The sequence below is a fragment of the Demequina rhizosphaerae genome, assembly GCF_000971255.1.
Classification (GTDB): Bacteria; Actinomycetota; Actinomycetes; order Actinomycetales; family Demequinaceae; genus Demequina; species Demequina rhizosphaerae.
The window spans coordinates 182,277-207,537 of the sequence record NZ_BBMC01000005.1; the positions used below are offsets into that span (position 1 = coordinate 182,277).

Annotated in this window: 24 protein-coding genes; 16 read left to right on the plus strand and 8 right to left on the minus strand. The window is 72.8% G+C overall.

The window, feature by feature from the left end; all coding sequences use genetic code 11:
- Positions 1-127: 127 nt before the first annotated feature.
- From AOM07_RS08905 to AOM07_RS08935, 7 genes are read left to right on the plus strand one after another with little or no spacing between them, the layout of a single operon-like run.
- Complete coding sequence (locus AOM07_RS08905; protein ID WP_062312930.1) at positions 128-673, plus strand: TRAP transporter small permease; 546 nt, start codon at positions 128-130, stop codon at positions 671-673.
- On the plus strand, positions 670-1,944 hold the full coding sequence (locus AOM07_RS08910) for a TRAP transporter large permease (protein ID WP_062312933.1): 1,275 nt from the start codon (positions 670-672) through the stop codon (positions 1,942-1,944). Before AOM07_RS08905 ends, AOM07_RS08910 begins: the two co-directional genes overlap by 4 nt.
- Positions 1,941-2,846 carry a shikimate dehydrogenase gene (locus AOM07_RS08915; RefSeq protein WP_062312934.1) on the plus strand — a complete coding sequence of 302 codons (906 nt, stop codon included), beginning with the start codon at positions 1,941-1,943 and terminating at the stop codon, positions 2,844-2,846. The genes AOM07_RS08910 and AOM07_RS08915 overlap by 4 nt, the downstream gene beginning before the upstream one ends.
- Entirely contained in the window at positions 2,843-3,898 is a 1,056-nt protein-coding gene (locus AOM07_RS08920) for a DctP family TRAP transporter solute-binding subunit (protein ID WP_062312937.1), read from the plus strand. Before AOM07_RS08915 ends, AOM07_RS08920 begins: the two co-directional genes overlap by 4 nt.
- A 26-nt stretch (positions 3,899-3,924) precedes the next feature.
- On the plus strand, positions 3,925-4,884 hold the full coding sequence (locus tag AOM07_RS08925; protein WP_228374419.1) for a phosphotriesterase family protein: 960 nt from the start codon (positions 3,925-3,927) through the stop codon (positions 4,882-4,884).
- A 49-nt stretch (positions 4,885-4,933) separates the two neighbouring features.
- Positions 4,934-5,581 carry a TetR family transcriptional regulator gene (locus AOM07_RS08930; protein WP_062312942.1) on the plus strand — a complete coding sequence of 216 codons (648 nt, stop codon included), beginning with the start codon at positions 4,934-4,936 and terminating at the stop codon, positions 5,579-5,581.
- A gap of 14 nt (positions 5,582-5,595) precedes the next feature.
- Positions 5,596-6,129: an IclR family transcriptional regulator gene (locus AOM07_RS08935; RefSeq protein ID WP_062312944.1), complete on the plus strand. Its 534-nt coding sequence runs from the start codon at positions 5,596-5,598 to the stop codon at positions 6,127-6,129.
- Positions 6,130-6,139: 10 nt separating this feature from the next.
- On the opposite strand, the gene AOM07_RS08940 is transcribed toward AOM07_RS08935, so the two are convergent.
- From AOM07_RS08940 to AOM07_RS08960, 5 genes are all read right to left on the minus strand, one after another.
- Entirely contained in the window at positions 6,140-8,398 is a 2,259-nt protein-coding gene (locus tag AOM07_RS08940; RefSeq protein ID WP_082101653.1) for a putative bifunctional diguanylate cyclase/phosphodiesterase, read from the minus strand.
- On the minus strand, positions 8,383-11,064 hold the full coding sequence (locus AOM07_RS08945) for an FtsK/SpoIIIE family DNA translocase (RefSeq protein ID WP_084830215.1): 2,682 nt from the start codon (positions 11,062-11,064) through the stop codon (positions 8,383-8,385). The genes AOM07_RS08940 and AOM07_RS08945 overlap by 16 nt, the downstream gene beginning before the upstream one ends.
- 94 nt (positions 11,065-11,158) lie before the next feature.
- On the minus strand, positions 11,159-12,841 hold the full coding sequence (locus tag AOM07_RS08950) for a ribonuclease J (RefSeq protein ID WP_062312946.1): 1,683 nt from the start codon (positions 12,839-12,841) through the stop codon (positions 11,159-11,161).
- A 10-nt stretch (positions 12,842-12,851) separates the two neighbouring features.
- Positions 12,852-13,745, minus strand: a complete 894-nt coding sequence (dapA, locus tag AOM07_RS08955) for a 4-hydroxy-tetrahydrodipicolinate synthase (RefSeq protein WP_062312948.1) — start codon at positions 13,743-13,745, stop codon at positions 12,852-12,854.
- A 112-nt stretch (positions 13,746-13,857) separates the two neighbouring features.
- Positions 13,858-15,729: an alkyl/aryl-sulfatase gene (locus AOM07_RS08960; RefSeq protein WP_062312951.1), complete on the minus strand. Its 1,872-nt coding sequence runs from the start codon at positions 15,727-15,729 to the stop codon at positions 13,858-13,860.
- A 133-nt stretch (positions 15,730-15,862) separates the two neighbouring features.
- On the opposite strand from AOM07_RS08960, the gene AOM07_RS08965 reads away from it, so the two are divergent.
- The 9 genes from AOM07_RS08965 (at position 15,863) to AOM07_RS09005 (ending at position 22,538) form a co-directional block, all read left to right on the plus strand.
- Positions 15,863-16,540, plus strand: a complete 678-nt coding sequence (locus AOM07_RS08965) for a GAP family protein (protein ID WP_062312953.1) — start codon at positions 15,863-15,865, stop codon at positions 16,538-16,540.
- Between the two features lie 199 nt (positions 16,541-16,739).
- Positions 16,740-17,555, plus strand: coding sequence for a hypothetical protein (locus AOM07_RS08970; protein WP_062312956.1), 816 nt, complete (start codon positions 16,740-16,742; stop codon positions 17,553-17,555).
- A gap of 117 nt (positions 17,556-17,672) precedes the next feature.
- Complete coding sequence (locus tag AOM07_RS08975; RefSeq protein ID WP_062312957.1) at positions 17,673-18,473, plus strand: thymidylate synthase; 801 nt, start codon at positions 17,673-17,675, stop codon at positions 18,471-18,473.
- Positions 18,474-18,480: 7 nt separating this feature from the next.
- The gene (locus AOM07_RS08980) at positions 18,481-19,005 is read left to right on the plus strand and encodes a dihydrofolate reductase (protein WP_062312958.1); all 525 of its coding nucleotides are present in this window, start codon (positions 18,481-18,483) and stop codon (positions 19,003-19,005) included.
- 60 nt (positions 19,006-19,065) lie between these two features.
- Positions 19,066-19,680, plus strand: coding sequence for a GNAT family N-acetyltransferase (locus AOM07_RS08985; RefSeq protein ID WP_062312959.1), 615 nt, complete (start codon positions 19,066-19,068; stop codon positions 19,678-19,680).
- A 42-nt stretch (positions 19,681-19,722) separates the two neighbouring features.
- Positions 19,723-20,943 (plus strand): GNAT family N-acetyltransferase, encoded by a 1,221-nt coding sequence (locus tag AOM07_RS08990; protein WP_062312960.1) that lies wholly within the window; start codon positions 19,723-19,725, stop codon positions 20,941-20,943.
- Complete coding sequence (locus AOM07_RS08995; protein ID WP_228374420.1) at positions 20,940-21,623, plus strand: AzlC family ABC transporter permease; 684 nt, start codon at positions 20,940-20,942, stop codon at positions 21,621-21,623. Before AOM07_RS08990 ends, AOM07_RS08995 begins: the two co-directional genes overlap by 4 nt.
- 14 nt (positions 21,624-21,637) lie before the next feature.
- The gene (locus AOM07_RS09000; protein ID WP_062313072.1) at positions 21,638-21,943 is read left to right on the plus strand and encodes an AzlD domain-containing protein; all 306 of its coding nucleotides are present in this window, start codon (positions 21,638-21,640) and stop codon (positions 21,941-21,943) included.
- A 112-nt stretch (positions 21,944-22,055) separates the two neighbouring features.
- The gene (locus AOM07_RS09005) at positions 22,056-22,538 is read left to right on the plus strand and encodes a GNAT family N-acetyltransferase (protein WP_062312963.1); all 483 of its coding nucleotides are present in this window, start codon (positions 22,056-22,058) and stop codon (positions 22,536-22,538) included.
- A 29-nt stretch (positions 22,539-22,567) separates the two neighbouring features.
- Here AOM07_RS09005 and AOM07_RS09010 read toward each other — a convergent pair whose 3' ends face one another.
- The 3 genes from AOM07_RS09010 to dapB all read right to left on the minus strand — a co-directional run bounded on the left by AOM07_RS09010 (position 22,568) and on the right by dapB (position 25,241).
- A complete protein-coding gene (locus tag AOM07_RS09010) occupies positions 22,568-23,872 on the minus strand; it encodes an HNH endonuclease signature motif containing protein (RefSeq protein WP_062312965.1) in 1,305 nt (434 codons plus the stop codon).
- Between the two features lie 170 nt (positions 23,873-24,042).
- The gene (locus tag AOM07_RS09015) at positions 24,043-24,495 is read right to left on the minus strand and encodes a tetratricopeptide repeat protein (RefSeq protein WP_082227088.1); all 453 of its coding nucleotides are present in this window, start codon (positions 24,493-24,495) and stop codon (positions 24,043-24,045) included.
- 2 nt (positions 24,496-24,497) lie between these two features.
- Positions 24,498-25,241, minus strand: coding sequence for a 4-hydroxy-tetrahydrodipicolinate reductase (gene dapB, locus AOM07_RS09020; RefSeq protein WP_062312966.1), 744 nt, complete (start codon positions 25,239-25,241; stop codon positions 24,498-24,500).
- Positions 25,242-25,261 lie beyond the last annotated feature (20 nt).

Below are 25,261 nucleotides of genomic sequence, written 5' to 3' on the forward strand. Positions count from 1 at the left end.
ATGTAACAGACGGTACATAGATTGGTGACAATCCGGTCACGACCCTTGCGCGGCTAATGTAATCACCGGTACGTTCACATCGGGACGCCGGCCCCGCGGCGCCCCACGGAGGAGACAAGGACGTCTCGTGACCGACAACGACGCTGGTCGACAGCCGTTCCATGCGGTGCGCCGCATCGGAGCCGTGATGGCCGCCATCGAGCTCACCCTCGGCGCGCTCGCGATGCTCACCATCCTCGTGCTGGTGTTCCACCAGGCCCTGCAGCGCTACCTGCCCATCGACCAGATCGCATGGACCGGCGAGGTCTCGCGGTTCTCGCTCGTGTGGCTCACGTTCATCGTCGCGGGCCTCCTCGTGACGATGCGCGGGCACATCACGCTCGAGATCGCCGACGCGATCCCCCACCCCATGGTGGTGCGCGCGGTCCAGGTCTTCGCCATGGCGGTGGTCGCGGCCACGGGCGTGGGGCTCACGGTCGAGGCCTGGGCGCTCGTCGACACCCAGAGCATCATCAAGTCGCCCGTGCTCCGCCTCCCCATGTCGTGGGTCTACGTCCCCGTGCTGCTGGGCGCCGTGTCGATCACGGTGCGCGCCGCGGTCGCCGCCGTCGACGTCGCGCTGCACGGTCCCGTGCTGCGCGACACCACCGAGTCCGAGGAGGCCTCCGCGTGACGCTCGCCCTCATGGCCCTCGCCATCGCGGTGCTCCTGCACCTGCGCGTGCCGGTCGCCTTCGCCTTCCTCGGGCCGTCGCTCGTCTACATGGCGACCATCGGCCAGTCGACCGGCATGTCCCTGCGCCACGTCACCAACGCCGCGGCGAGCTTCCCGCTGCTCGCGGTGCCGCTCTTCGTGCTGCTCGGCACGCTGGCCAACCACGCCGGCATCGCCGAGCGCTTCTTCCGCTTCGCGCTCGCGCTCCTCGCCCGCGTCAGGGGCGGCCTCGGCTACGTGTCGATCGGCACCAGCCTCGCGTTCTCGTGGATGAGCGGCTCGGCGGTCGCCGACGCGGCCGCGCTCGGCAAGGTGCAGATCCCCGCGATGCTGCGCCACGGCTACAGCCGCCGGTTCGCGACCGGCGTGTCCGCATCGTCCTCGCTCGTCGCGCCGGTGATGCCGCCCTCGATCCCCGCGGTGATCTTCGCGGGCCTCGCCGCGGTGTCGACGGGCGCCCTGTTCGCCGCCTCCGTCGTGCCCGCCTTCGCGATCGCGGTGGGCCTGTGCATCGTCGTCTACATCCTGGTCCGGCGCCGCGAGACCGTGACGTCCGGGGACTTCGACGCGCACGAGCTGCGGGAGTCCGCGAAGGGCGTGCTCCTGCCGATGCTCGCCCCGGTCATCATCCTCGGCGGCATCCTGGGCGGCTACTTCACGCCCACCGAGGCGGCGGCGGTGGGCGTCGTCTTCATCATCGTCGTCGGGCTGCTCCAGCGGTCCCTCTCGTTCCGCGGCTTCGTCGACGCGCTCAAGGACGCGGTCACCACCACGGCCGGGATCATGCTCATCGTCGCGACCGCGTCCCTGCTCGGCTACATCCTGGCCCGCGAGCGGCTGCCGCAGCTGCTCACCGAGCTCGCGTTCTCCGTCACGAGCAGCCCCACGATGTTCCTGCTCCTGTCCGCCATCATGATGCTGATCCTCGGCACCGTCATCGACGCGACCGCGATCCTCGTCCTCGTGGTGCCGATCCTGCTGCCGATCGCCGCGCAGTTCGGCGTCGACCCGATCGTCATGGGCGTCGTGCTGATCCTGTCGCTCATGATCGGGCTGCTGACCCCGCCGGTCGGGACGGTGCTTTTCGTCACCGCCTCGGTCTCGCGGACGCGGGTGGGAGAGGTGTTCCGCGGCACCCTGCCGTTCATCGTGCCGATCGCGCTGATCGTGCTCGTCATCATCCTCGTCCCGGCCTCCGTGCTGTGGCTCCCGGGGGTGCTCGGGCTATGACGACCGCAGCCGCGCGCCGCCCCTCCGTCCTCGTGGGGCTCATCGGCGAGGGCATCGCCCCCTCGCTGTCCCCGGCCCTGCACGAGCTCGAGGGCGCGCGCCACGGCATGAGCTACGTGTACCGCACGATCGAGATCACGGCGGCCGAGGCGGCGCCCGCCGGCATGGACGCGCTGCTCGACGCGGCGCGTCGCCTGGGCTTCGACGGGCTGAACATCACCCACCCCGCGAAGCAGACCGTCCTCGGCGCGCTCGACGCGCTCTCCCCCGGCGCCGCCGCGGTGGGAGCCGTCAACACGGTCGTGTTCGACGGCGGCCGGGCCGTGGGCCACAACACGGACGTCACCGGCTTCGGTGCCGCGATGGATGACGCCCTCGCGGGATGCGCCCGCGACCTCGTCGTCCTGCTCGGCGCGGGCGGCGCGGGCGCCGCGGTCGCGCGGGCGCTGCTCGACCGCGCGGTGGCGGACCTCGTCATCGTCGACGCCGACGAGCGGCGCGCCAGTGCGCTCGCCGAGGCGTCCGACGCGCGCGCGGCGACCATGGCCGAGCTGCCGGCGCTGCTCGCCGACGCGGACGGCCTCGTCAACGCCACGCCCATGGGCATGGCGGCGCATCCGGGCGCCGCCGTGGACGTCGCGCTGCTGCACGCGCGCATGTTCGTCGCCGACATCGTCTACCGCCCGGTCGAGACCGCGCTCCTCGCAGGGGCGCGCGAGCGCGGGTGCCGGGTGATGGCCGGCACCGGCATGGCCATGCACCAGGCCGCCGACGCGTTCGAGATCTTCACCGGAGAAGCTGCGGATCGGCGGGCGATGCTCGCCGATCTCGAGGACCTGATCGCCGCCGAGGCGGACGGGAGCCCCGCGTCGCGGGGCCACAGGAAAGGGGAGGAAGAATGACCGCAACACGAGCCCGGCGATCGACGTGGATCGCCCTCGCGGCCGCACCAGCCCTGGTGCTGGCCGCATGCTCCAGCGGCGACGGCGGGAGCACCGACGAGGAGTCGGGCACCGCGGACGCCGGGATGGAGACCACCGAGACGATCGAGATCACCCTCGCGCACAGCTACACCGAGGACCAGCCGCAGCACCGCTGCGGCGCGCAGGTGATCGCTGACGAGGTCGAGGCCGCGGACGTCGGCCTCACGATCGAGATCTTCCCGGCGAGCCAGCTGGGCGGCGACGCGGACCGCATCGCGTCCGTCGTCTCCGGCGACATCGACATGGACATCCAGGGCGCCTCCGCGCTCGGCGCCGTGTACGAGCCGATCAGCGTCATGGACGCCGCGTTCGGCTTCGACGACCCGGACCATCTCGCCGCGTTCATGGCGAGCGACGAGTCGTCGGTCCTGGTGGACGGCTTCGCGGAGGCGACCGGCGTGCAGACGCTCGGCGTCTGGTCCGCGGGTGCCCGCCACTTCACGACCGTCGACACCCCGATCCGCACGCCCGAGGACCTCGACGGCGTCCGGATGCGCTTCCCGGGCTCGCCGCAGTACCTCCTCAACGCGGAGGCGCTCGGCGCGACCGCGACCGAGGTCGCGTACGAGGAGCTCTACCTCGCGCTGCAGAACGGGACCGTCGACGGCCAGGAGAACCCGATCACGAACATCGTGGCGCAGAACTTCGCCGAGGTGCAGGACTACCTCAGCCTGTCCGCCCACCAGCTCAACACCAACCTCGTGATCATGAGCCCGATCTGGCAGGAGCTGTCGGCCGAGCAGCAGGAGGCGCTCACCTCTGCCGTCGAGATGGCGGTGACCGAGGTGACCGCGTGCGTCGCCGAGGACGAGGAGGTGACGCTCGAGGAGTGGCGCAACGGCGACGAGTGGGAGATCGTCGACGACGTCGACCGCGACGCGTTCTCCGAGAAGGCCGAGGCCTTCTTCATGGAGACCTTCACGGGCGAGTCCCTCGAGGTCTACGAGGCGATGCGGGCGACCGCGGGCTGATCGCGAGACCCACCATGGCGCACGACGTGCCCACCGTGACGGGCGTGGTGCCGGGCGACGAGCTCGGCACCACGCTCATGCACGAGCACGTCTTCGTCCTCGACCCGCAGCTCGACCGCGACCTGCCGCACCCCGAGTGGGACGAGCAGGCCGCGGTCGAAGCGGCGCGCGACACGTTCGCGCGTCTCGCGGCGCTCGGCATCGACACCGTCGTCGACCTCACGGTTCCCGGTCTCGGCCGCGACGTGTCACGCGTGCGCCGCGCGGCGGAGGGCGGGCCCGTCCGGGTCGTCGCGGCGACGGGCTGGTACGCGACGCACGTCCTGCCGCCGTTCTTCGGCACCCACGGGCCCGGCCGGCTCCTCGCGGGGGCCGATCCGCTCGAGGAGCTCTTCGTCCGCGACCTCGAGGACGGCATCGCGGGCACCGGCGTCCGCGCGGCGGTCGTCAAGGTGGTCTCGGACGTCGCGGGCATGACCCCCGATGTGTCCCGGGTGTTCTCCGCGGCCGCGGCGGCGCATCGGCGGACGGGCGCACCGATCATGACCCACTCGCACGCGGCCTCCCACGGCGGGCTGCCTCAGCAGGACGCGCTCGCCGCGCAGGGCGTGCCCCTCGACCGCGTCGTCATCGGCCACTGCGGCGACACGGACGACCTCGACTACCTCCTGCGGCTCGCGGACCGCGGCTCCTACCTGGGCTTCGACCGCTTCGGCATGGAGCACGTGCAGTCCGACGAGGTCCGGCTCTCCACCCTGCTCGCGCTCCTCGAGCGCGGCTACGCCCCGCGCATCGTCCTGTCGCACGATGCGGCGGTGTTCTCGCGCGTCACTCCCCCGTCGTGGCGGGCGCGGGCGACGCCGCGGTGGCGCATGGACCACCTGTCGACGACGGTGCTGCCGCGCCTGCGCGCGGCCGGCGTCGACGAGCCGACCCTCGACACCCTCATGGTCGCAAACCCCCGACGCATCCTGGCGGGCGCATGAGCGCGCCGGGTGCACGGGGGACGATGCGGCGGATCGGTAGGCTGACGCCGTGACCGAGACGACGCCGCGACGGCGCGACGCCGAGCGCACCCGGGCCGAGCTCCTCACCGTGGCAACCGAGGTGTTCGCGACATCGGGCTACGCCGGCACGCGCGTCGACGACATCGCGGCGCGCACCCGCACGACGAAGCGGATGATCTACTACTACTTCGGCTCCAAGGAGCAGCTCTACCTCGCGGTCCTCGAGAACGCGTACCGGGGCATCCGGGCCGCCGAGCGCGACCTGCACCCCGGCGACCTCCCCCCGCTCGAGGCGGTGCGGCGGCTCGCCGAGCTCACGTACGACCACCACCTCGGGCACTCGGACTTCATCCGGCTGGTGTCGATCGAGAACATCCACCATGGCGAGTACATCTCGCGGCTCGGGTCGCTGCGGGAGGTCAACCGCGACGCGCTCGGCATCCTCGACGGCGTGCTCGCGAGGGGCCGGGCGGAGGGCACCATCCGCGACGACGTCGACGCGCTCGACGTGCACCTCGTCATCAGTTCGTACTGCTTCTTCCAGGTGGCCAACCGCCACACGTTCGGCCACCTCTTCGATCGCGACCTGCTGGACCCGGCGCTGCGCGACCACCATCGCCGGATCATCGGCGACGTGGTCGCCGCGTGGCTCAGCGCCCCCGCGGCGGACGGCTAGGTCGACGGCCCGCCATGACCCCGGACCGACGAGCGCACGACGGCGAGGAGCCGCCGGTGCGCGGCCCGGCGCCAGCGGCGAGCGGCGAGGCGCTCGGGCTCGCGGCGGTCGCGCGACCCCACCTGGACAGGCTTGCCCGCGAGCTCGGCGCGCCCGTCGCGGCCGCGGTGCTCGCCGGCGGCGAGGTCGTCCGCGTCGTGGGATCCGGCGCCCACGGCGGCGACGACGCCGCCGCGACCGCGGACGACATCCCACCGCAGGCGGGCGCGCTCGGCCGGGTGCTGCTGAGCCTGCGGCCCGAGGCCGAGTGGGAGCCGGCCGCCGAGGCGGCGCTGCGCGAGACGCGGCTCCGCGGGTGGGCCGAGGGCGCGCGGTCGATCGCGGTGCCTGTCCGGGGCGTGTACGGGCTCCCTGCCGCTCTCGAGGTCGCCGCGCCGGCGCATGCGACGCGTCTCGAGACCGCCGCGGTCGTCGAGCGGCTGACCGCGGTCGCGCGCGCGATCGACGACGAGCTGAGAGCGTCGGCGCTGGAGCGCGGCGGCCGCTGAGCGACGCCGGCTACCGGTCGCCGAGAACCGGGTCGGGCTCCGCGGGGCGCGGGTCGATGAGGCTCGTCCCGGTGTGCGGGTGCTGGGACAGCGCCGTGGCGGCGGGCTGGGCGACGCCGAAGAGCCAGCCCTGGCCGTAGCGCCAGCCGCAGTCCGCGAGGAACTGGGCCTGCGCCTCGGTCTCGATGCCCTCCGCGATGGTCGCGAGGCCGAGCTCCCGGGCGAGGGCGCCGAGCGCGCGGGACACGCGCGCGCCGGCCGGGTCTTCGGGGATGCCGGCGACGAACGACATGTCGAGCTTGACGCCCGAGACGGGCAGGTCGCGCAGGTACGACAGCGGCGAGACGCCGGTGCCGAAGTCGTCGAGGAGGATCGGCACGCCCGCGTTGCGCAGCTCGGTGAGCTCGTGGCGGATGCGGGTGTTGGGGTTGACCAGCGAGGCCTCCGTGAGCTCGACCACGACGCGCTGCGGGCTGAGGTGGTGGCGCCCGATCGCGGCGAGCACGCCGTCCGCGAAGGCCGAGTCGCCGAGTTGGTCGGCGGAAACGTTGAGCGACACCCACACGGTGTCCGAGGGCGAGCGCTCGAGGAACTGGGCGGCCTGCTCGACGAGCGCGGCGCCGGCCGTCGAGGCGAGACCGCGGTCGGAGATGAGCGGCAGGAAGGCTCCCGGCAGCAGCAGGCCGCGCGTGGGGTGCTGCCAGCGCACGAGCGCCTCGTAGCCGACGACGGTGCGCGTCGCGAGCTCGAGGATCGGCTGGTAGTGGAGCACCAGGTCGCCATTCTCGATCGCGCGCGCGAGCTCCGCGGCGAGGGCGGTCTGGTTGTCGTCGGCGATCCGCATGGAGGGCTCGTAGACCTCGGTGCGGCTCTTGCCGGCGGCCTTGGCGCGGTACATCGCGGCGTCGGCGGCGCTCAGCAGGGCCGCGGACCCGCCGGCGATCGTGTCCTCGTCCGCCATTGCGATGCCGAGGGACGCGGCGAGCTGGATCTGGTGGCGCTTGACGCCGAGCGGCGCGCGCAGCCCGTCGTGGATGGCCGCCGCGATCTCGAAGAGCGCCTTCGAGCAGTCCGTGTCCTGCACGGCGATGACGAACTCGTCGCCGCCGAGGCGCGCGACCGTGCCGCGGCCGCCGGTCGCGGTGCGTAGCACGCCGGCGACGTGGACCAGCGCGTTGTCGCCGATCGCGTGGCCGAAGCGGTCGTTGAGCCCCTTGAAGCCGTCGAGGTCCACCGCGATGACGCCGACGCGGGAGTCCGCGTCGGGCTGGGCCAGCAGGTCGCCGAGCACCTCGTTGAAGAGGTTGCGGTTGGCCAGTCCGGTGAGCGGGTCGTGCATCGCGCGGTGCTGCATGAGCTCCGAGCGCATGCGCACCTCGGTGGTGTCGCGCACCTGCGCGACGTAGTGGTCGGGGGCGCCGCCCGCGTAGCGGACGAGGCCGACGTCGAGCACGGCCCACACGACGTTGCCGTCGGCCTTGACGTAGCGCTTCTCGACCGAGAAGTGGTTCTGGTGGCCGTCGTAGAGGCGCTGGAGCTGGTCGCGCTCGGCGTGGAGGTCCTGCGGGTGGGACAGCGCGCTGAACGGCGTGCCGCGCAGCGCGGCGACCGTCGAGCCCATCATCTCCGCGAAGGCCCGGTTGACCTCCATGAGGCGCCATTCGAGGTCGATGAGCGCCATGCCGGTGGGCGCGTTCTCCATCGCGCGGCGGAACTGCGCGTCGGAGCGGCTGAGCGCCTCGGCGGCCTCCCGCAGGCCGGTGGTGTCCATCACGGTGACGATCGTGAGCGGGCGGCCGTCCGCCGCATCGTCCACCGGGCGCGCGCGCACGTGGAGCCAGCGGATGTCGTCGGCGCCGCGGCGGCCGGGGACGCCGATGACGCGGGGCCGGCCGTCCTCGGTGCGGGCGAAGGCCGCGCCGGGGACCAGGGGGCGCATGTGCGCGTCCACCGCGCGGATGGGCAGCCGCGCGAGGGGCGTGCCCACCGACTCGCCCTGGCGCAGGCCGAGGATCGCGCACGCGGTGTCGGACACCAGCGCCACCTCGCCCGTCTGCGTGACGATGATGACGCCGTCGCGCGACGAGGTCATCACGGCCTCGAACTGGCGGCGCAGCGCACGCTCCTGCGCGAGGGCCCGGTCGCGGGCCTCGCGCTCGCGTCCGGACCGCCAGAAGAAGTAGAACGCGTTGAGCGCGAGCAGGATGAGGAGAGCGCCGACGCCGGCGACGAAGGCCGGCTGCGCGAAGAGCTCTAGGACTCCACCCATTCCCCGTCCTCTGGCTCGCGGTGTGCCGTGGTCGTGCCCACCGTAGCGCCAGAGTCGCCCCTCAGGACAGCAAGCGTGGAGGCGAGTTCGTCAGGTGTGACCAATACGTCACGCGCCTTCGAACCCTGCGACGGTCCGACGATCTCCCTGGTCTCGAGCAGGTCCATGAGCCGGCCGGCCTTGGCGAAGCCCATCTTGAGCTTGCGCTGGAGCATCGACGTGGACCCGAGCTGGGTGGTGATGACGAGCTCCGCGGCGGCGAGCAGATCCTCGAGGTCGTCGCCGATGTCGGCGTCCACGACGGCGCTCTGCTGCACCACCACGACGTCGTCGCGGTACTCGGGGTCGGCCTGACGCTTGGCGTGCTCGACGGCCGCGTGGATCTCGGACTCCGACACCCACGAGCCCTGGGCACGCATCGGCTTCGACTCCCCCATCGGCAGGAAGAGCGCGTCGCCCTGGCCGATGAGCTTCTCCGCGCCGGGCATGTCGAGCACGACGCGCGAGTCCGCGAGCGACGAGGTCGCGAAGGCCAGGCGCGACGGCACGTTGGCCTTGATCGTGCCGGTGATGATGTCGACGGACGGGCGCTGCGTCGCGAGCACGAGGTGGATGCCGGCGGCGCGCGCGAGCTGCGTGATGCGCTGGATCGACTCGTCGACGTCGCGCGGCGCGACCATCATGAGGTCCGCGAGCTCGTCGACGATCACGAGCAGGTACGGGTACGTCTTGATCTTTCGCTCGGAGCCGGGCAGCGGCTTGACCTTGCCGGCCCGGACCGCCTTGTTGAAGTCGTCGATGTGCTTGAAGCCGAACAGCGCCAGGTCGTCGTAGCGCATGTCCATCTCCTTCACCACCCACTCGAGGGCCTGCGCGGCCTTCTTCGGGTCGGTGATGATGGGCGTGATGAGGTGCGGGATGCCCTCGTAGATGGTGAGCTCGACGCGCTTGGGGTCGACGAGCACCATGCGCACCTCGTTGGGGGTGGCGCGCATGAGGATCGACGTGATCATCGAGTTGACGAACGACGACTTTCCGGCGCCCGTCGCACCCGCGACGAGGAGATGCGGCATCTTGGCGAGGTTCGCCATGACGTAGCCGCCCTCGACGTCCTTGCCGATGCCGATCGCCATGGGGTGGTCGTTGCGGGCCGCGACGGGCGAGCGCAGCACGTCGCCCAGCGCGACGGTCTCGCGGTCGACGTTGGGGATCTCGATGCCGATCGCGGACTTGCCGGGGATCGGCGACAGGATGCGCACATCGGCGCTGGCCACCGCGTACGCGATGTTCTTGCTCAGCTGCGTGATCTTCTCGACCTTGACGCCCGCGCCGAGCTCGACCTCGTAGCGCGTCACGGTCGGGCCGCGGGTGAAGCCGGTGACCTCGGCGTCGACGCCGAACTGCTCGAGCACGTCGCGCAGCGACGCGACCACCCGGTCGTTCGCGGCCGAGCGCTCCTTGTGCGGCGCGCCCTTCGCGAGGATCTCGAGCGCGGGCAGCACGTACGGGGTCGAGTCCTCGAGCTCGCCCTGCTCCCCCTGGGGCACGAGGTGCGTGACGGGCGGCAGGTGCGCGTCGTCGGCCTCCTCGCCCGCGACGTCGATGACCTGGGTGGCGGCGTCGTCGGGCGCGGGCGCGGGAGCGGGGTCCCACGGCGGCACGTCCTCGGCCATCTCGTACGGCGAGATCTGCTCGGTGACGGCGCGGCGCGACGCCTCGGGGTCGATGATCGCGTCGAAGTCCGTGTGGTCCACGGTCGCGGCGTGGGCGAAGGCCTCGTCCGCCTCGTACGAGTCGAGAGCGTCCTCGGGCGGCGGGTCGCCGTGCAGCGCACGCTCGATGAGGCGCTTGGCGCGGCCCCGGCGCTTGTGCTTGGGCTCCTTGGGCTCCTTGGCCTTCGGGTCGCCCGGGCGCTCGAGCGTGCGGTGCTCGGGCAGGTCGAGCGCGTCGTCGTCGCCCGACGCGCCGTCGTGGCGCACCTTGCGGCTCACCTCCGCGACCCATGCGGCCGCCTCGCGCATCGAGATGCCGGCGATGATGAGCACCGACAGCAGCGCGAGCAGCACGAGCACGACGACCGCGAGCGGCGCGGTGACGAGCGCCGCGAGCGGGGTGCCGATGCCGAAGCCGAGGATGCCGCCGGCGTCCTGGATGCCCTCGAGCCCGTCGGACGGGCTGGGGCGGTCGTGCGCGATGTGGATGATGCCGTCGACGGTGACGGCGAGCATGAGCGCGCCGAGCGTGATCCGGTGGTTGGTGTTCTCCTCCTGCGGCGCGCGCATGAGCCGCACCGCGATGACGAGGAGCACCACCGGGAGGCCGTACGCGAGGATGCCGAAGAGCCCGGCCCCGACGAAGTGGATCGCGGTGCCGGCCCAGCTGGGCAGCTGGAACCACTCGCGCGCGGCGATGAGGATCGCGAGGATGAGCAGCGTGATCGCCATGCCGTCGCGGCGGACGGCGGGCGGCACGTCGCGCGCGCCGTGGCCGATGCCGCGCACGCCGGAGCCGACCGCGTTCGCGGTGCCGCGGCCGACGGCGGCGAGGCCGCGCAGGAGGGCGGGGGGACGGCGCTTGGCCTGGGAGGCGCGCGAGCTCGACGAGGAGCCGCGCCGCGAGGACGGCGGCGCCTTCGTCGAGGGTCGGGACTGTCGCGTCTGTGCCATGGCACAGCACGGTAGCGCCCCGCACCGACACGGCGGGGTTGCCACCCCGCCGAACCCCCGCATCGTCCCCCGAAAGGGACGATGCGGGCGGGGGCTACGCCTCGATGACGATCGGGACGATCATCGGCCGGCGGCGCAGCTTGGTGCCGACGTACCGGCCCAGGACGCGGCGCGCGACCTGCTGGAGCTGGTGGGTGTCGGTCGAGCCGCCGCGCGCGGCCTCCTCGATGGCCTTCTTGATGTCGGGCAGGATCGCGTCGAACACCGCGTCGCCCTCGGCGAGGCCGCGGGCGTGGACCTCGGGCCCGTTGACCACGCGGCCGTTGCTCGAATCGACCACGGCGAAGACGGAGACGAAGCCCTCCTCCGCCAGGATGCGGCGGTCCTTGAGCTCGGTCTCGGTGATCTCGCCCACGGACGAGCCGTCGACGTAGACGTGGTGCACCTCGACCGCGCCGACGACGCGCGCGACGCCGTCCTTGAGGTCGACGACCGTGCCGTTCTCCGCGAACATCACGTTGTCGTGCGGGATGCCGGTGCGGATGGCCAGGTGCCCGTTGGCGAGCAGGTGGCGCACCTCGCCGTGGATCGGCATGACGTTCCTGGGACGCAGGATGTTGTAGCAGTACAGGAGCTCGCCGGCGCTCGCGTGGCCCGAGACGTGGACGCGGGCGCTGCCCTGGTGCACGACGGTCGCGCCGAGGCGCATGAGGCCGTTGATGACGCGGAAGACGGCGTTCTCGTTGCCCGGGATGAGGGACGAGGCGAGGATGACGAGGTCGCCCTCCCCCACCGTGACCTTGTGGTCGCCGCTGGCCATGCGGCTGAGCGCGGCCATCGGCTCGCCCTGCGAGCCCGTCGACATGTAGACGACCTTCTCGCCGGGCATGTCGTCGGCCTTCTTGGGGTCGACGAGGATGCCCTCGGGGACGCGCAGGAAGCCCATGTCCGCGGCGATGCCCATGTTGCGCACCATCGACCGGCCCACGAAGGCGACCCTGCGGCCGTGCGACTCGGCGGCGTCGATGACCTGCTGGACGCGGTGCACGTGGCTCGCGAAGGACGCAACGACGATGCGGCCGGTGGCCTGGGCGAAGAGGCGGTCGAGGACGGGGCCGATCTCGACCTCGGCGGTTGTGAAGCCGGGCACCTCGGCGTTGGTGGAGTCGACCTGGAAGAGGTCGACGCCCTCGGCGCCCAGGCGGGCGAAGGCGCGCAGGTCCGTGATGCGGCCGTCGAGCGGCAGCTGGTCCATCTTGAAGTCGCCGGTGTTGAGCACCGTGCCGGCGTAGGTGCGCACGAAGACGGCGAGCGCGTCGGGGATCGAGTGGTTGACCGCGACGAACTCGAGGTCGAACAGGCCGACCTTCTCGCGCTGGCCCTCCTTCACCGCGTGGGTGAGGGGCGAGATCCGGTGCTCGCGCAGCTTCGCCTCGACGAAGGCGAGCGTGAGCTGCGAGCCGAGGATCGGGATGTCGGGGCGCATCCGCAGGAGGTACGGGACGGCGCCGATGTGGTCCTCGTGGCCGTGGGTGAGGACGATCGCCTCGATGTCGTCGAGGCGGTCCTCGATGTAGCCGAAGTCCGGGAGGATGAGGTCCACGCCGGGCTGGTGGTCCTCGGGGAACAGCACGCCGCAGTCGATGACGAGCAGGCGGCCGTCGAGCTCGAGGACGTGCATGTTGCGGCCCACCTCGCCGAGGCCGCCGAGCGGGACGACGCGGAGCGTGCCCGGTTCGAGGGCGGGCGGCGGCAGAAGGTCGGGGTTGAAGCTCATTCTTCTCTTTTCAGGGATGGAGGCCGGCGGTCTCGAGGCGCGCGATCAGCGCGTCGTGCTCGGCCGGCGTGTTGGGAAGCAGCGGGAGCCGCATCGCGCGGCTCGGGATGACGCCGAGCCAGTGCATCGCGGACTTCGCGTTGGTGGCGCCCGGGCCGCTGAAGACGGCCTGGTGCACCGGGAGCAGGGACTCGTGGAGGCGCTCGGCCTCGGCGGTGTCGCCCGCGTCGTCCGCCGCGATCATCGCGGCGATCTCGCGGCCGACCACGTGGGACGACACGGACACGACGCCGACGGCGCCGGCCCGGAGGAAGTCGAGGGTGAGCGGGTCGTCGCCCGAGTACCAGGACAGACCGGTGCGCTCGATGCGCTCCTTGGCGGCCTCGACCCCGCCGGTGGCGTCCTTGACGGCGACGACGCGCGGGTGCGCCGCGAGCTCGTCGTACGACTCGTCGGAGATCGCGAGCGCGGTGCGGCCCGGGATGTCGTAGAGCATCGCGGGCAGGCCGGTGGCGCCGAGGATCGCGCGGAAGTGCGCGACCACGCCCGGCTGCGACGGCTTGGAGTAGTAAGGCGTGAGCGCGAGGATGCCGTCGGCGCCCGCCTCCTCGCCCTGCTCGGCCATGCGGACCGCGTGCGCGGTGTCGTTCGAGCCGGCGCCGGTGAGGATCGTGACGTCCGGGCCGACGGCCTCGCGGACCGCGGCGAGGAGGTCGACCTTCTCGGGGGCGTGGGTGGTCGGGGCCTCTCCCGTGGTGCCCGACAGCACGAGCCCGTCCGAGCCGTGCGCGACCAGGTACCTGGCCAGTTCCTGGGCGGACTCGAGGTCGAGGGCGCCTCCCTCGTGCATCGGCGTGACCATCGCGGTCAGGACCGTGCCGAACGGTCGCGAGGAGGAAGTCATGGGACTCAACCTACCGCGCGGTGGCACCGGGGAGGGCTCACCCCGGCGTCCCGGTGGGGACGATGCGGGGGTTCCGGCGCATCGTCCCGGGAGGTGCCGCGCGCCCGTGCGCCTACGGCACGACGATCTCGAAGTCGGGGTCGCCGGGGTCGAGGACGCCGAGGAGCCGGTCGAGCGCCGACGCGTCGCCCGCGATCGCGACCCCGGGCGCGTCGCGGTCGCCGGCGAGCACGGCCAGCAGGCGCGGCTTCGCGAGGCTGACGGTCGCCTGCGCGTCGCCCGATGGCGGCTGCTCGACCGCCACCAGCACCCCGTGGCGCAGCGTGACGCGGAAGGACCGGTCGAGGTCGGTGAGGACCACGTCGAGCGCGAGGTCGAGGTCCCAGGCCCGGGGCCCGTCCACGGTGATGGCGATCGCGTCGAAGATCTGCTCGGGGGTCAGCTGCGCGACGAGGTCGGGGGCCGCGGTCTGCGTCGGGGTGCCGAAGGTGCCCTCGCGCAGCTCGGTCGCGCCCGAGAGGTAGAAGTTGCGCCACGTGCCGTTCTCCGCGCCGTAGCCGAGCTGCTCGAGCGTGTCGGCGTAGAGCGCGCGCGCCGCCGCATGGCGCGGGTCCGCGAAGACCGCGTGGTCGAGCAGCGTGGCCGCCCAGCGCAGGTCCCCCTCCTCGTACGCGGCGCGGGCGAGATCGACCACCCGGTCGACGCCGCCGATGGCCGCGACGTAGCGCTGCGCGAGCGCCTGCGGCGGGTGGGGCCACAGCCGCGCCGGGTTGCCGTCGAACCAGCCCAGGTAGCGCTGGTAGATCGCCTTGACGTTGTGGCTCACCGAGCCGTAGTAGCCGTGCGTGCCCCAGACGCGCTCGAGCGCGGGCGGCATGGCGAAGTCCTCGGCGATCTCGGCGCCCGTGAGGCCCTTGTTGAGCTGCCTCAGGGTCTGGTCGTGGAGGTACTTGTAGAGGTCGCGCTGGATCCCGATGTACTCGACGAGCCGCTCGCGCCCCCAGGTGGGCCAGTGATGGGAGGCGAACATCACGACCGCGCGGTCGCCGAAGAGGGCGATGGCCTCGGTGAGGTAGTGCGCCCAGATGTTCGGATCGCGGACCAGCGCGCCGCGCAGCGTGAGCAGGTTGTGGAGGTTGTGCGTGACGTTCTCCGCCATGCACAGCGCGGAGTAGCGCGGGATGAGGAAGTGGAACTCGGCGGGGGCCTCCGTCCCAGGCGCCATCTGGAACTCGAGCTCGACGCCGTCCACGGTCACCCGCTCCCCCGTCGTCGTCACCTCATGCGTCGGCACCACGATGCCGGGGTGGCCGGTCGACGTGGTCTGGCCGAGACCGGCGCCCACCTGGCCCTGCGGGCCGCGGGCGAGAGCGGCGCCGTACATGTACCCGGCACGGCGCGCCATCGCGGTGCCCGCGTAGACGTTCTCGGCGACGGCGTGGGCGACGAGCCCCTCGGGGGCGAGGACCGGGACCCGGCCCGCGGCGGCGTCCGCCTTCGAGACGACGCCGAGCGCGCCGCCGAAGTGGTCGAGGTGGGAGTGCGTGTAGATCATCCCGGTGACGGGGCGGTCGCCGCGGTGCTCGCGGTAGAGCGCGAGCGCGGCCGCGGCGGTCTCCTTGGAGATAAGCGGGTCCACGACGATGACGCCGGTGTCGCCCTCGATGAAGGACATCACCGAGAGGTCGAGGCCGCGCGCCTGGTAGATGCCCTCGACCACCTCGTAGAGGCCGTGCTTGGCGGCGAGCGTGGACTGGCGCCACAGGCTCGGATGCACCGAGGTGGGGGCGTCGCCGGCGAGGAAGTCGTAGCTCGACGGGTCCCACACGACGGCGCCCGCGTCGTCCCGGATCACCGGGTCGGCGAGGGTGCCCAGGAAGCCACGGTCGGCGTCCTCGAAGTCCTGGGTGTCGTCGAAGGGCAGCGTCGCGAGGTGTCGCGCATGCGCCGCCTCGATGGCGGGGATGGGGTCGTTCTGGCGCATGGCGCGCTCCTGGATCTCGGGGGACTCCCTCCAGGCTCGCCCCGCGGCACCATCGCCGCAAACGCTCCGGCATCCAGCGCATCGTCCCTCCTAGATCTGGTGAGGACGACGACCCGAACCGTAGGCTGGAGGCATGGGAGCCGTGATCGGAGAGGTCCTGCCGCTGGCCGTGGGCGTGGCGGTCAGCCCCATCCCGATCATCGCCGCGATCCTCATGCTCCTGTCGCCGCGCGCGCGGGTCACAGGCGTCGGCTTCCTGATCGGCTGGGTGCTGGGCATCCTCGTGGCGACCACCGTGTTCGTCTCGCTCTCGGCCTCCTTCACCGAGGGCACCGGAGAGCCGGTCGCGGCCGTGGGCGTCGCCCAGCTCGCGCTGGGAGCCCTGCTGCTCCTGCTCGCGGTCCGCAGCTGGCGCGGTCGCCCGCGGGAGGGCGAGGAGCCGGCGATGCCGGCCTGGATGGGCGCGATCGACCGCTTCACCCTGCCTCGCGCGCTCGGCTTCGGCTTCCTCATGTCCGCGATCAACCCCAAGAACCTGGTGCTGTGCGCGAGCGCGGGACTCGCCATCGGCGCGGGGACCCTCGCCTGGATGCCGTCCGGGACCGCCGGGGCGGCCATCGCGGTGTTCACCGTGCTCGCCGCCTCGACCGTCGCGGTGCCCGTGATCGCCTACCTCGTCGCGGCGGACCGGATGCGCGGCCCGCTCGACTCGCTGCGCGCGTGGCTGGCGTGGAACAACGCGGTCATCATGGCGGTGCTGCTGCTCGTCATCGGCGTCTCGATGATCGGCAAGGGGCTCGGCCGGTTCTGAGCCCGGACCCTCGAGACCGCCTACCCCTATCTGCCAGCCCGATCGCGCCAACCGGGACCTTGGTCCCCGGGCACGCGGTGCCGTGGGCGTGGGATGGGGGTATGCGGCCGGGCAACGGAGCCGGTCGCAGGCGGTGTGGCAGCCGCCGTGCGTGCCTCACCGTCGTCACGGGAGGAGAGGGAACATGCACAGGAGAACAGTGGCTGCGATCGCGATGACGCTTGCGGCCGTGGCGTTCGCGGCCCCGGCGAGCGCTCAGGGCAAGCCCGACGGTGTCGGCGGAGGCGGCGGCAAGCCGCCGGGCGTCGGCGATACGGAGTACGGCAACAACCTGTCGACGCCGACGATCTTCGTCACCGGGGACGGGGACTCGCCGATGCCGACGCTTCGCGTCGAATGCGCGCTCTCGCCGCAGGCGCCTGGCGACGACGGTGAGGCCGCGGTCGGCGGCTACTGGCTGCAGAAGACCAAGGCGGAATGGAGCGCCAGCTGCACAGAGACGTCCGAGGCGGACGTCGTGATCGACTGGGGCGACAACCTCACGGGTACGACGGCGCTCAAGGCCAACAAGGTGATCCGCGTCGAGGCGGGGCTGTTCGCGCCCGCGGACGCCACCACCACCGGCTACCTCGTCTCGAAGCTGACCGACGAGATCGACCGGCTTGCCACCTACGGCACCGACGGGACCGTGCTCACGGACACGCTCACGCGGGTCTGGGACAACGACGCCCACCTCACGATCGACCGGAAGGAGTCCGACGGGAGCCTCACCACGCTCGTGGACGAGGCAGCGGTCGCCGAGATCAACTCGCTGGGGTCGGTGGTGTACGGCTTCAACTGGGGGCAGAAGGGCAACTTCCCGCAGCCCGGCAACTACCGGATCACGTTCACGGTCTCGGCCGCGACGGACATCACCGGCGTGGTCGACACGGTGGGCGACACGGACCTGCCGGACCTGCACACGGCGACGCTCGACCTGACGCTCACCCCGTCGGGAAGCAAGCGCGCGCGCTGACACGGGTGCCGGACCGGCCGGCGGGGGCGCCTTGCTTCCCGTCGGCCGGTTCTGAGGCGCGCCCGCGACCGTCGTGCCGCCGCCGCATCGTCCCTCCCCGCGCGTAACCTGGACCCCGTGACCATCCCCACCCCGTACGAGGACCTGCTGCGCGACGTGCTGGCGACCGGCACCCCCAAGGGCGACCGCACCGGCACCGGCACCGTCTCGGTCTTCGGCCGCCAGCTGCGCTACGACCTCTCGCAGGGCTTCCCGCTCATCACCACCAAGCGCGTGCACGTGCGCTCGATCGTGGGCGAGCTGCTGTGGTTCCTGCGCGGCGACACCAACGTGCGCTGGCTGCAGGAGCGCGGCATCACCATCTGGGACGAGTGGGCGGACGAGGACGGCGAGCTCGGCCCGGTCTACGGCTACCAGTGGCGGTCCTGGCCCGCGCCGGACGGCCGCCACATCGACCAGATCGCGGAGGTCGTCGAGCAGATCCGCACCAACCCGGACTCGCGCCGCCTCATGGTGTCCGCGTGGAACCCGGCGGACGTGCCGTCGATGGCCCTCGCGCCGTGCCACGCGATGTTCCAGTTCTACGTCGCGGACGGGAGGCTCAGCTGCCAGCTGTACCAGCGCTCGGCGGACCTGTTCCTCGGAGTGCCGTTCAACATCGCCTCGTACGCGCTGCTCACCCACATGATCGCCGCGCAGACGGGCCTCGAGGTGGGCGACTTCGTGTGGACCGGCGGCGACTGCCACATCTACTCCAACCACATCGAGCAGGTGGAGCTGCAGCTGTCGCGCGAGCCGTACCCCTACCCCACGCTCTCGCTGGCCACGAAGGACTCGCTGCTCGACTACGACATCGACGACGTGGTCATCGAGAACTACCAGCACCACCCGGGCATCAAGGCGCCCGTGGCCGTCTGACCCGCCCGTGACGGTCAAGGCGATCTGGGCGCAGGCGCGGGACGATGCGGGCCGCCCGGTCATCGGGCTCGATGGCACGATGCCGTGGCACCTCCCCGAGGACCTCGCGCACTTCCAGGCCCTCACCCGGGGCCACGCGGTCATCATGGGCCGGCGCACATGGGAGTCGCTGCCGCCGCGCTTCCGGCCGCTGCCCGGCCGGGTCAACGTGGTGGTCACGTCGGGCGCCGTCCCCGAGGGCGCGTTCCGGGCCTCGTCGCTGGACGATGCGCTGGCGATCGCGGCGGAGCACGCGCGCGACGCGGAGCGCTGGGTGATCGGCGGGGCCGGCCTGTTCGCCGAGGCCCTCGCGCACGCCGACGCGCTCGAGATCACCGAGATCGACGCCGTGGTCGAGGGCGACACGTGGGCCCCCGACCTCGTCCCCGACGACTGGGCCGTCGCCGCCGCGACGGAGCCCGCGGTCTCGTCGTCGGGCCTGTCCTACCGCTTCGTCACGTACGTGCCGGCCGAGTCCGCGCCGGTCGACTGACCCGCCCCCGCGCGCCGCGCCTCGGCCCGTTCGCGCACGGATCGTGCCACCATCGGTGGCATGTCCTGGTACGTGCCGGCGCGCATCGAGACCGAGCGGCTGATCCTGCGCCGCTACGAGCCGGACGATGCCGCGGACGTGTCCCGCGTCGTCGCCGCCAACCGGGACCGCGTGGTCCGCTTCCTGTCCTGGCCGGAGGCGCTGCCCTCGACCGGCGAGGTCCGCTCCGTCCTGGTCTCCCGCAGCATCGCGCTGCATCAGCACGGCCAGGAGTTCCCCATGGGGATCTTCGAGCGCGGCACCGAGGAGTTCATCGGCGGGGCCGGGCTGCACACGGACCGCGGCGCGGATGCGCTCGAGATCGGCTACTGGATCGCCGCGGATCGCGAGGGCGAGGGCCTCATCACGGAGGCGGCCCTCGCGCTCACGCGCGTCGCCCTCGAGGTCGCCGGCGCGGAGCGCGTCGAGATCTGGTGCGATCCCACCAACCGGCGGGCGAAGGCGGTGGCGCGGCGCTCGGGCTACGCCAACCAGGGGGTGCGGATCGACGAGGAGGGCGAGGAGCTCGAGGTGTGGGCCGCGAACGCCTCGACCCTGGACGGCGAGCCGTTCACGTCCGTGCCGCTTCCCCGCCTCGCCGATCCGGACGGCGACGAGATCCCCTGGCCCGTCTGACGCCCGTCCGACCCGCGGCGCCCGCGTGCCAGGATGAACGCCATGACCTGGCGCGTCCCCGTGATCATCGAGACCGAGCGGCTGGTGCTGCGGCGCCTCGAGCCGGAGGACGTGCCCGCGATGCACGAGGCGATCCTCGCGAACGTCGACCACCTGCTGCCGTTCATCCCCTGGGCGCCGTTCGAGCCTCAGACGCTCGAGCAGCGCGAGGCCAAGGTCGCGGAGTTCGCGGCCGCCTTCGACGCGGGTGAGGACTTCGCGCTCGGGATGTTCGACCGGGCGACGGGCGCGTACCTGGGCGGCACCGGCTTCCACACGCGGGTGGGTCCCGACGCGCTCGAGATCGGCTACTGGATCCGCGCCGACCGCGAGGGCGAGGGCCTCGTCAGCGAGGCGGTGATCGCGCTCACGGCGACCGCGCTGCTGTACGCGGGCGCGACGCGCGTCGAGCTGTGGTGCGACCCCGCGAACACCCGCTCGAACGCGGTCGCGCGGCGCTGCGGCTTCGACGCGGCCGGCCCGTCCGCGCGGGGCGACGAGGTCTTCGACGTGTGGGTCGCGGACCTCGCGACGCTCACCCGCGAGCCCGCCGCATCGTCCCCGCTGCCCCGGCTCGCCGACGGGGACGGGACCACGCTCGCGTGGCCGCTGTGGGACGTCCCCGCCCGGGTCGAGACCGAGCGGCTCGTCATCCGCCGCTTCCGGCACGAGGACGCTCCGGAGGTGTCGCGCGTCATCGCGGCGAACCGCGACCACCTGGTCCGGCACCTCTCGTGGGCCCGGGACGAGCCGAAGACCCCGGAGGAGCGCGCGGAGAAGATCGCGCTCAACATCGCCAACCACGAGGCGGGCGTCGAGTTCCTCATGGGGATGTTCGAGCGCTCGAGCGGGGCGTACGTCGGCAGCATCGGCCTGCACCCGTTCCGCGACCGGCACGGGCTCGAGATCGGCTACTGGATCGACTCCGCGCACGAGGGCCGCGGGCTCATGACCGAGGCGGTGGTCGCGCTCGCGCGCGTCGGGCTCGCGTATGCCGGTGCCGACACCGTCGAGATCCTCCACCACCCCGCGAATCCGCGCTCGGGCGCGGTGGCGCGGCGCGCCGGCTTCGTCGACCACGGGCTCACGCGCGACACCGACGACGGCGAGGAGGCCGCGCGCTGGGTCGCCGATGCGTCCGCGCTGGAGCGCGAGCCGCTCGCCTCCGCGCCGCTCCCCCGGCTGGCGGACGCCGCGGGCGACGGGCTCCCGTGGCCGGCGTGAGGCTCGACGCGACCCGTCAGCAGGCGCTGTCGGTGTCGCTCGCGACGGGGGCGTACGGGTTGAGCTTCGGCGCGCTGTCGGTCGCAGCCGGGCTGGACGTGTGGCAGACCGCGGCGCTGTCCTTGCTCGTGTTCTCGGGCGGCTCGCAGTTCGCGTTCGTCGGCGTGATCGGCGCGGGCGGCGGCGCGGCGGCGTCGGTGGCGACCTCGACCTTCCTGGGACTGCGCAACGGCTTCTACGGGGTGGGGCTCGCGCCCGTGCTGCGCCCGATGCGGGGGTGGCGCAAGGCGTGGGGCGCGCAGGTGACGATCGACGAGTCCACCGCGGTGGCGCTGGCGCAGCCCGCCGAGGATGTCGAGGCGAGGCGGGCGGGCTTCTGGTGGACGGGCGTGGGCGTGTTCGTCGCGTGGAACGCGATCACGGTGCTGGGCGCGCTGCTCGGCACGCGCATCGGCGACCCCGCCGACTGGGGGCTCGACGCGGCCGCGGCGGCGGCCTTCCTCGCGCTCGTGTGGCCGCGGCTCGCGCATCGTCGGGCGCAGGCGGTGGCCGCGGCCTCGTGCCTGCTCGCGCTGGCGCTCACGCCGATCGCGCCACCGGGCGTGCCTGTGCTCGCCGCGGCCGTCGTGGCGGTGGTGGCCGGCTGGGGGCACCCGCGTCCCGAGAAGGTGCCCGAGTGAGCGCGTACGCGTGGATGTGGGTCGCGATCGTGGCGGCCGGGCTGCTGTCCTGGGCGACCAAGCTCACGGGGCACTCGGTCCCCGAGGCGTGGCTGGAGAACCCGCGCGTGCACCGCATCGCGGCCTTCGTCACGGTGGCGCTGCTGTCCGCGCTGGTCGCGGTGCAGACGTTCGCGAGCGGGGGCGGCCTCACGGTGGACGCGCGGCTGGCGGCGGTCGCGGTGGCGGCGGTGCTGCTGTGGCGCCGGGCGCCGTTCATCGTGGTGGTCGCGGGCGCGGCGGCGGTGGCCGCGGGGCTGCGCGCGCTCGGCTGGGGCTGAGGGCCGCTCGCGCGCGGCCGGCGTGCCCGAGGCGCCGTACACCGTGACCGCCAGCGCGGTGACGAGCACTCCCATGCATCTGCGCTCTCGATGCGCCCCTAGGCTGGTCGGCATGATCCACGCCGATGTCTCCGCCCGCCCCGCCGTGCCCGGCGACGAGGACGCGATCGCCGCGATCCAGCTCGCCGCATGGCGCGGCTGGATGGGCGACGCGGCCGACGCGCTGCCCGCGGAGCAGGTGCTCGCGCAGTGGGCCGCCGCGATCGTCTCGCCCCCGAGCCGCGACCACCGGGTGTTCGTGGCGTGCGAGGGTCCGCGCGTCGTGGGCTTCGCGGCGATCACGCCCGGCGAGATCATGGCGCTCGAGGTCGCTCCCGAGCACCGTCGCGCGGGCCACGGCTCGCGCCTGCTTTCGGCATGCATCGACACCCTGCGGCTCCAGGGGCGCGACGACGTGCGCGCGTGGTCCCTCGAGGGCGACGATGCGCGGCGCGCCTTCCTCGCCTCCGCGGGCCTGGCGGAGGGCGGGCTGCGCCGCACCCTCGAGGGCCCCGACGGGGACCTCGTCGAGCTGATGTACCGCGCGGCGCTCTAGGCCCGGCTGGGGGCAGAGTTCTCCCGTGGTCATGCGGCGTCTTGTTCGTCGAGGTCGATGTGGAGTCGGGCGATGCCGCCTTGGATGGGGGTCCGGGTGGGGTCGATGGTGGCCGGTGGGATGAACCATGGTCTGCCGTCGCGCATCTCGAGCTCCCAGTCGGTGGTGTGGAGTCTGACGTGGCAGCCGGTGCATAGCGGGACCCCGTCCTTGAGGTCGGTGCGGCCGCCGTCGCGACCCCAATAGCGCCGGTGGTGCACGATGCACCAGGTCGGTGGTGCCAGGCACCACGCACAGCCGCCGTCACGCTCCATCAGCGCCTTGCGTTGATCGGCGGTGTACAGGCGGCGTGCACGACCCCAGTCCAGCGGCACCGAGTCGCCACCCATGACGACGGGCAGGATCCGTGCGTCGACGGCCATCAGCCGCATCGTGCCCACGGTGATCGGGCCCGGCAGCGAGTCGCACGACCCCAGGGCCAGGTCGTCCTCCAGGTCGGCCGTGTTCACACGGACGATGACCTCGGTGCGCACCCCCGACCCGGGCTCGTTGCAGCCCAGCCCGTGCTGGGCGAGCATCGCCAACGCGTCCACCCTCACCTGCACCGCGGTGCGCCGGTCCGCCTGCGCCAGCACAGGATCGTCCTGGCGCCGCTGGAACGCGTCCTTGAGCTGGGCGTCGAGCCACGCCACGATCGGTGCCGCCGACGCCACATCCAAACGCGCCGACAGCCGGGTCATGCCGTCGGCGTCACGCGAGATCACCAGCGCACGCTGCTCGCGGTGGCGACGCTCCTTCGCAGCCAACGCCTCCCGGTCCAGGCGCGCCCGCAGCTGCTCGCACGCCCGCCGCAGATCCCGCAGGCTCAACCGCTCCGCCTTCGCCACCAGCCTGGCCTCGAGCCCGTCAGGAATCTCGGCGGTCGCGGCGATCGCGTCGAGGGTGTCGGTCAACACCGCCACCGCTGCCGCTCCGATCCGTCCCTCCTCGTGGGCGGCCGCGATCAGCGGGTACCTTTCCTTCTTCGCCGAGTCGCCCGCATCGATGAGCTTCTGCGCCTCCCCCTCACCGATACCAAGATCCTCGGCGACCTTGCCCCGTGCGTTGGCGTGCCCGTGGCGGCGTGCCCACCCGTTCGCGCCCCGCTCACGCGCCGAGCGTCGCTGCACGGCAGCCGCCGCGTCCGCGGCCGCCACGCCCGCATGGCGGTACACCGACGCCACGCACTCCTGGAACAGCCCGAACTCCTCCTCGGCCAACGCATCCAGGTCCACTCCATCGAAGTGGCGCAGCGCGGCCAACGCCGTCGTGAGGCGGGCCGCGGAGAACGTCATGAAACAAGTCCACCACGAGGGTCCGACATCCACACCGACCAGAATCCACAGGAATACCAGGGAGGATAACTTCCCCACCCCACGGGACCGGGGACATCACCCCACCGCCACGACGCCGCGGCACCACCACCGCACACACCAGGGACGATGCCAAACACGCCCCGACGGGCTCAGCGCTGGGCGCGGTACAGCTGGGCCGCGTGGCGCAGCGCCTTGCGCGCCTCCGCCTTCTCCTCGACCGCCTCGTACGCGAAGGCGAGGTGGAACCAGGCCGCCCAGCTCTCGGGGTCGAGCTCGACCCCCGTGCGGGCGACCTCGTAGACGTCCTGCTTCGCCTGGTCGGTGAGCCGGCCGGCGGGCGTACGCTCCCCGTCGTGCAGCGGCAGCCGGCCCTCGGCCTCGAGGCGCGAGGCCATGCGCTGCACCGTGATGCCCGTGCGCCACTCGTTGACGAGGAACCACACGGCGATGAGCGGCAGGATGAGCACGAGCACGCCGAGCAGCTTGGCCACCGCCTCGGGCGAGCGCAGCAGCATCAGCGCGATGTTCGCGACGAAGCCCATGAGCAGCGCGAGCAGCGCCGTGGACGCGACCGCGGCGAGGAAGGCCGGGCGGCGCATCACGCTCACAGCGTCATGTACCGGTCGAGGCCGACCGCGAGGCCCGGGCGGCCGACCACCTCGCGCACGCCCAGCAGCACGCCCGGCATGAAGCTCACGCGGTCGAAGCTGTCGGTGCGGATGGTGAGCTGCTCGCCCGGGTTGCCGAGGAGCACCTCCTCGTGCGCGACGAGGCCGCGCAGGCGGACGGCGTGGACGTGCACCCCGTCGATGATCGCGCCGCGCGCGCCATCCGGGTCGTGCGTGGTGGCGTCGGGCGACGGGCCGATGCCGGCGGCGGCGCGCGCCGCCGCGATCCCCTGCGCGGTGTGGACCGCTGTGCCCGAGGGCGCGTCGACCTTGTCGGGGTGGTGCAGCTCGACGATCTCGACGGACTCGAAGTAGCGCGCCGCGGCGGCGGAGAAACGCATCGCGAGCACCGCGCCGAGCGCGAAGTTCGGGGCGATGAGCGCACCCAGCTCGGGACGCTCGCGCAGGTGCTCCTCGACCCGAAGGAGCGCCTCCTCCGTCCAGCCGGTCGTGCCGACCACCGGGTGGATGCCCAGGTCGATGAGGGCGTGCACGTTCGCCTCGGTCGCGCTCGGGACGGTGAAGTCGACCGCCACCTGCGCGCCCGCGCGGGCCGCCTCGGCGATGTCGTCGCCGTGGTCGAGCGCCGCGACCAGCTCGAGGTCGGGGGCGCCGTTGACGGCGTCCACGACGTGGGAACCCATGCGCCCGGAGGCGCCCAGCACGGCGACGGAGATCATGCGTCGAGCGTACCGGGCGC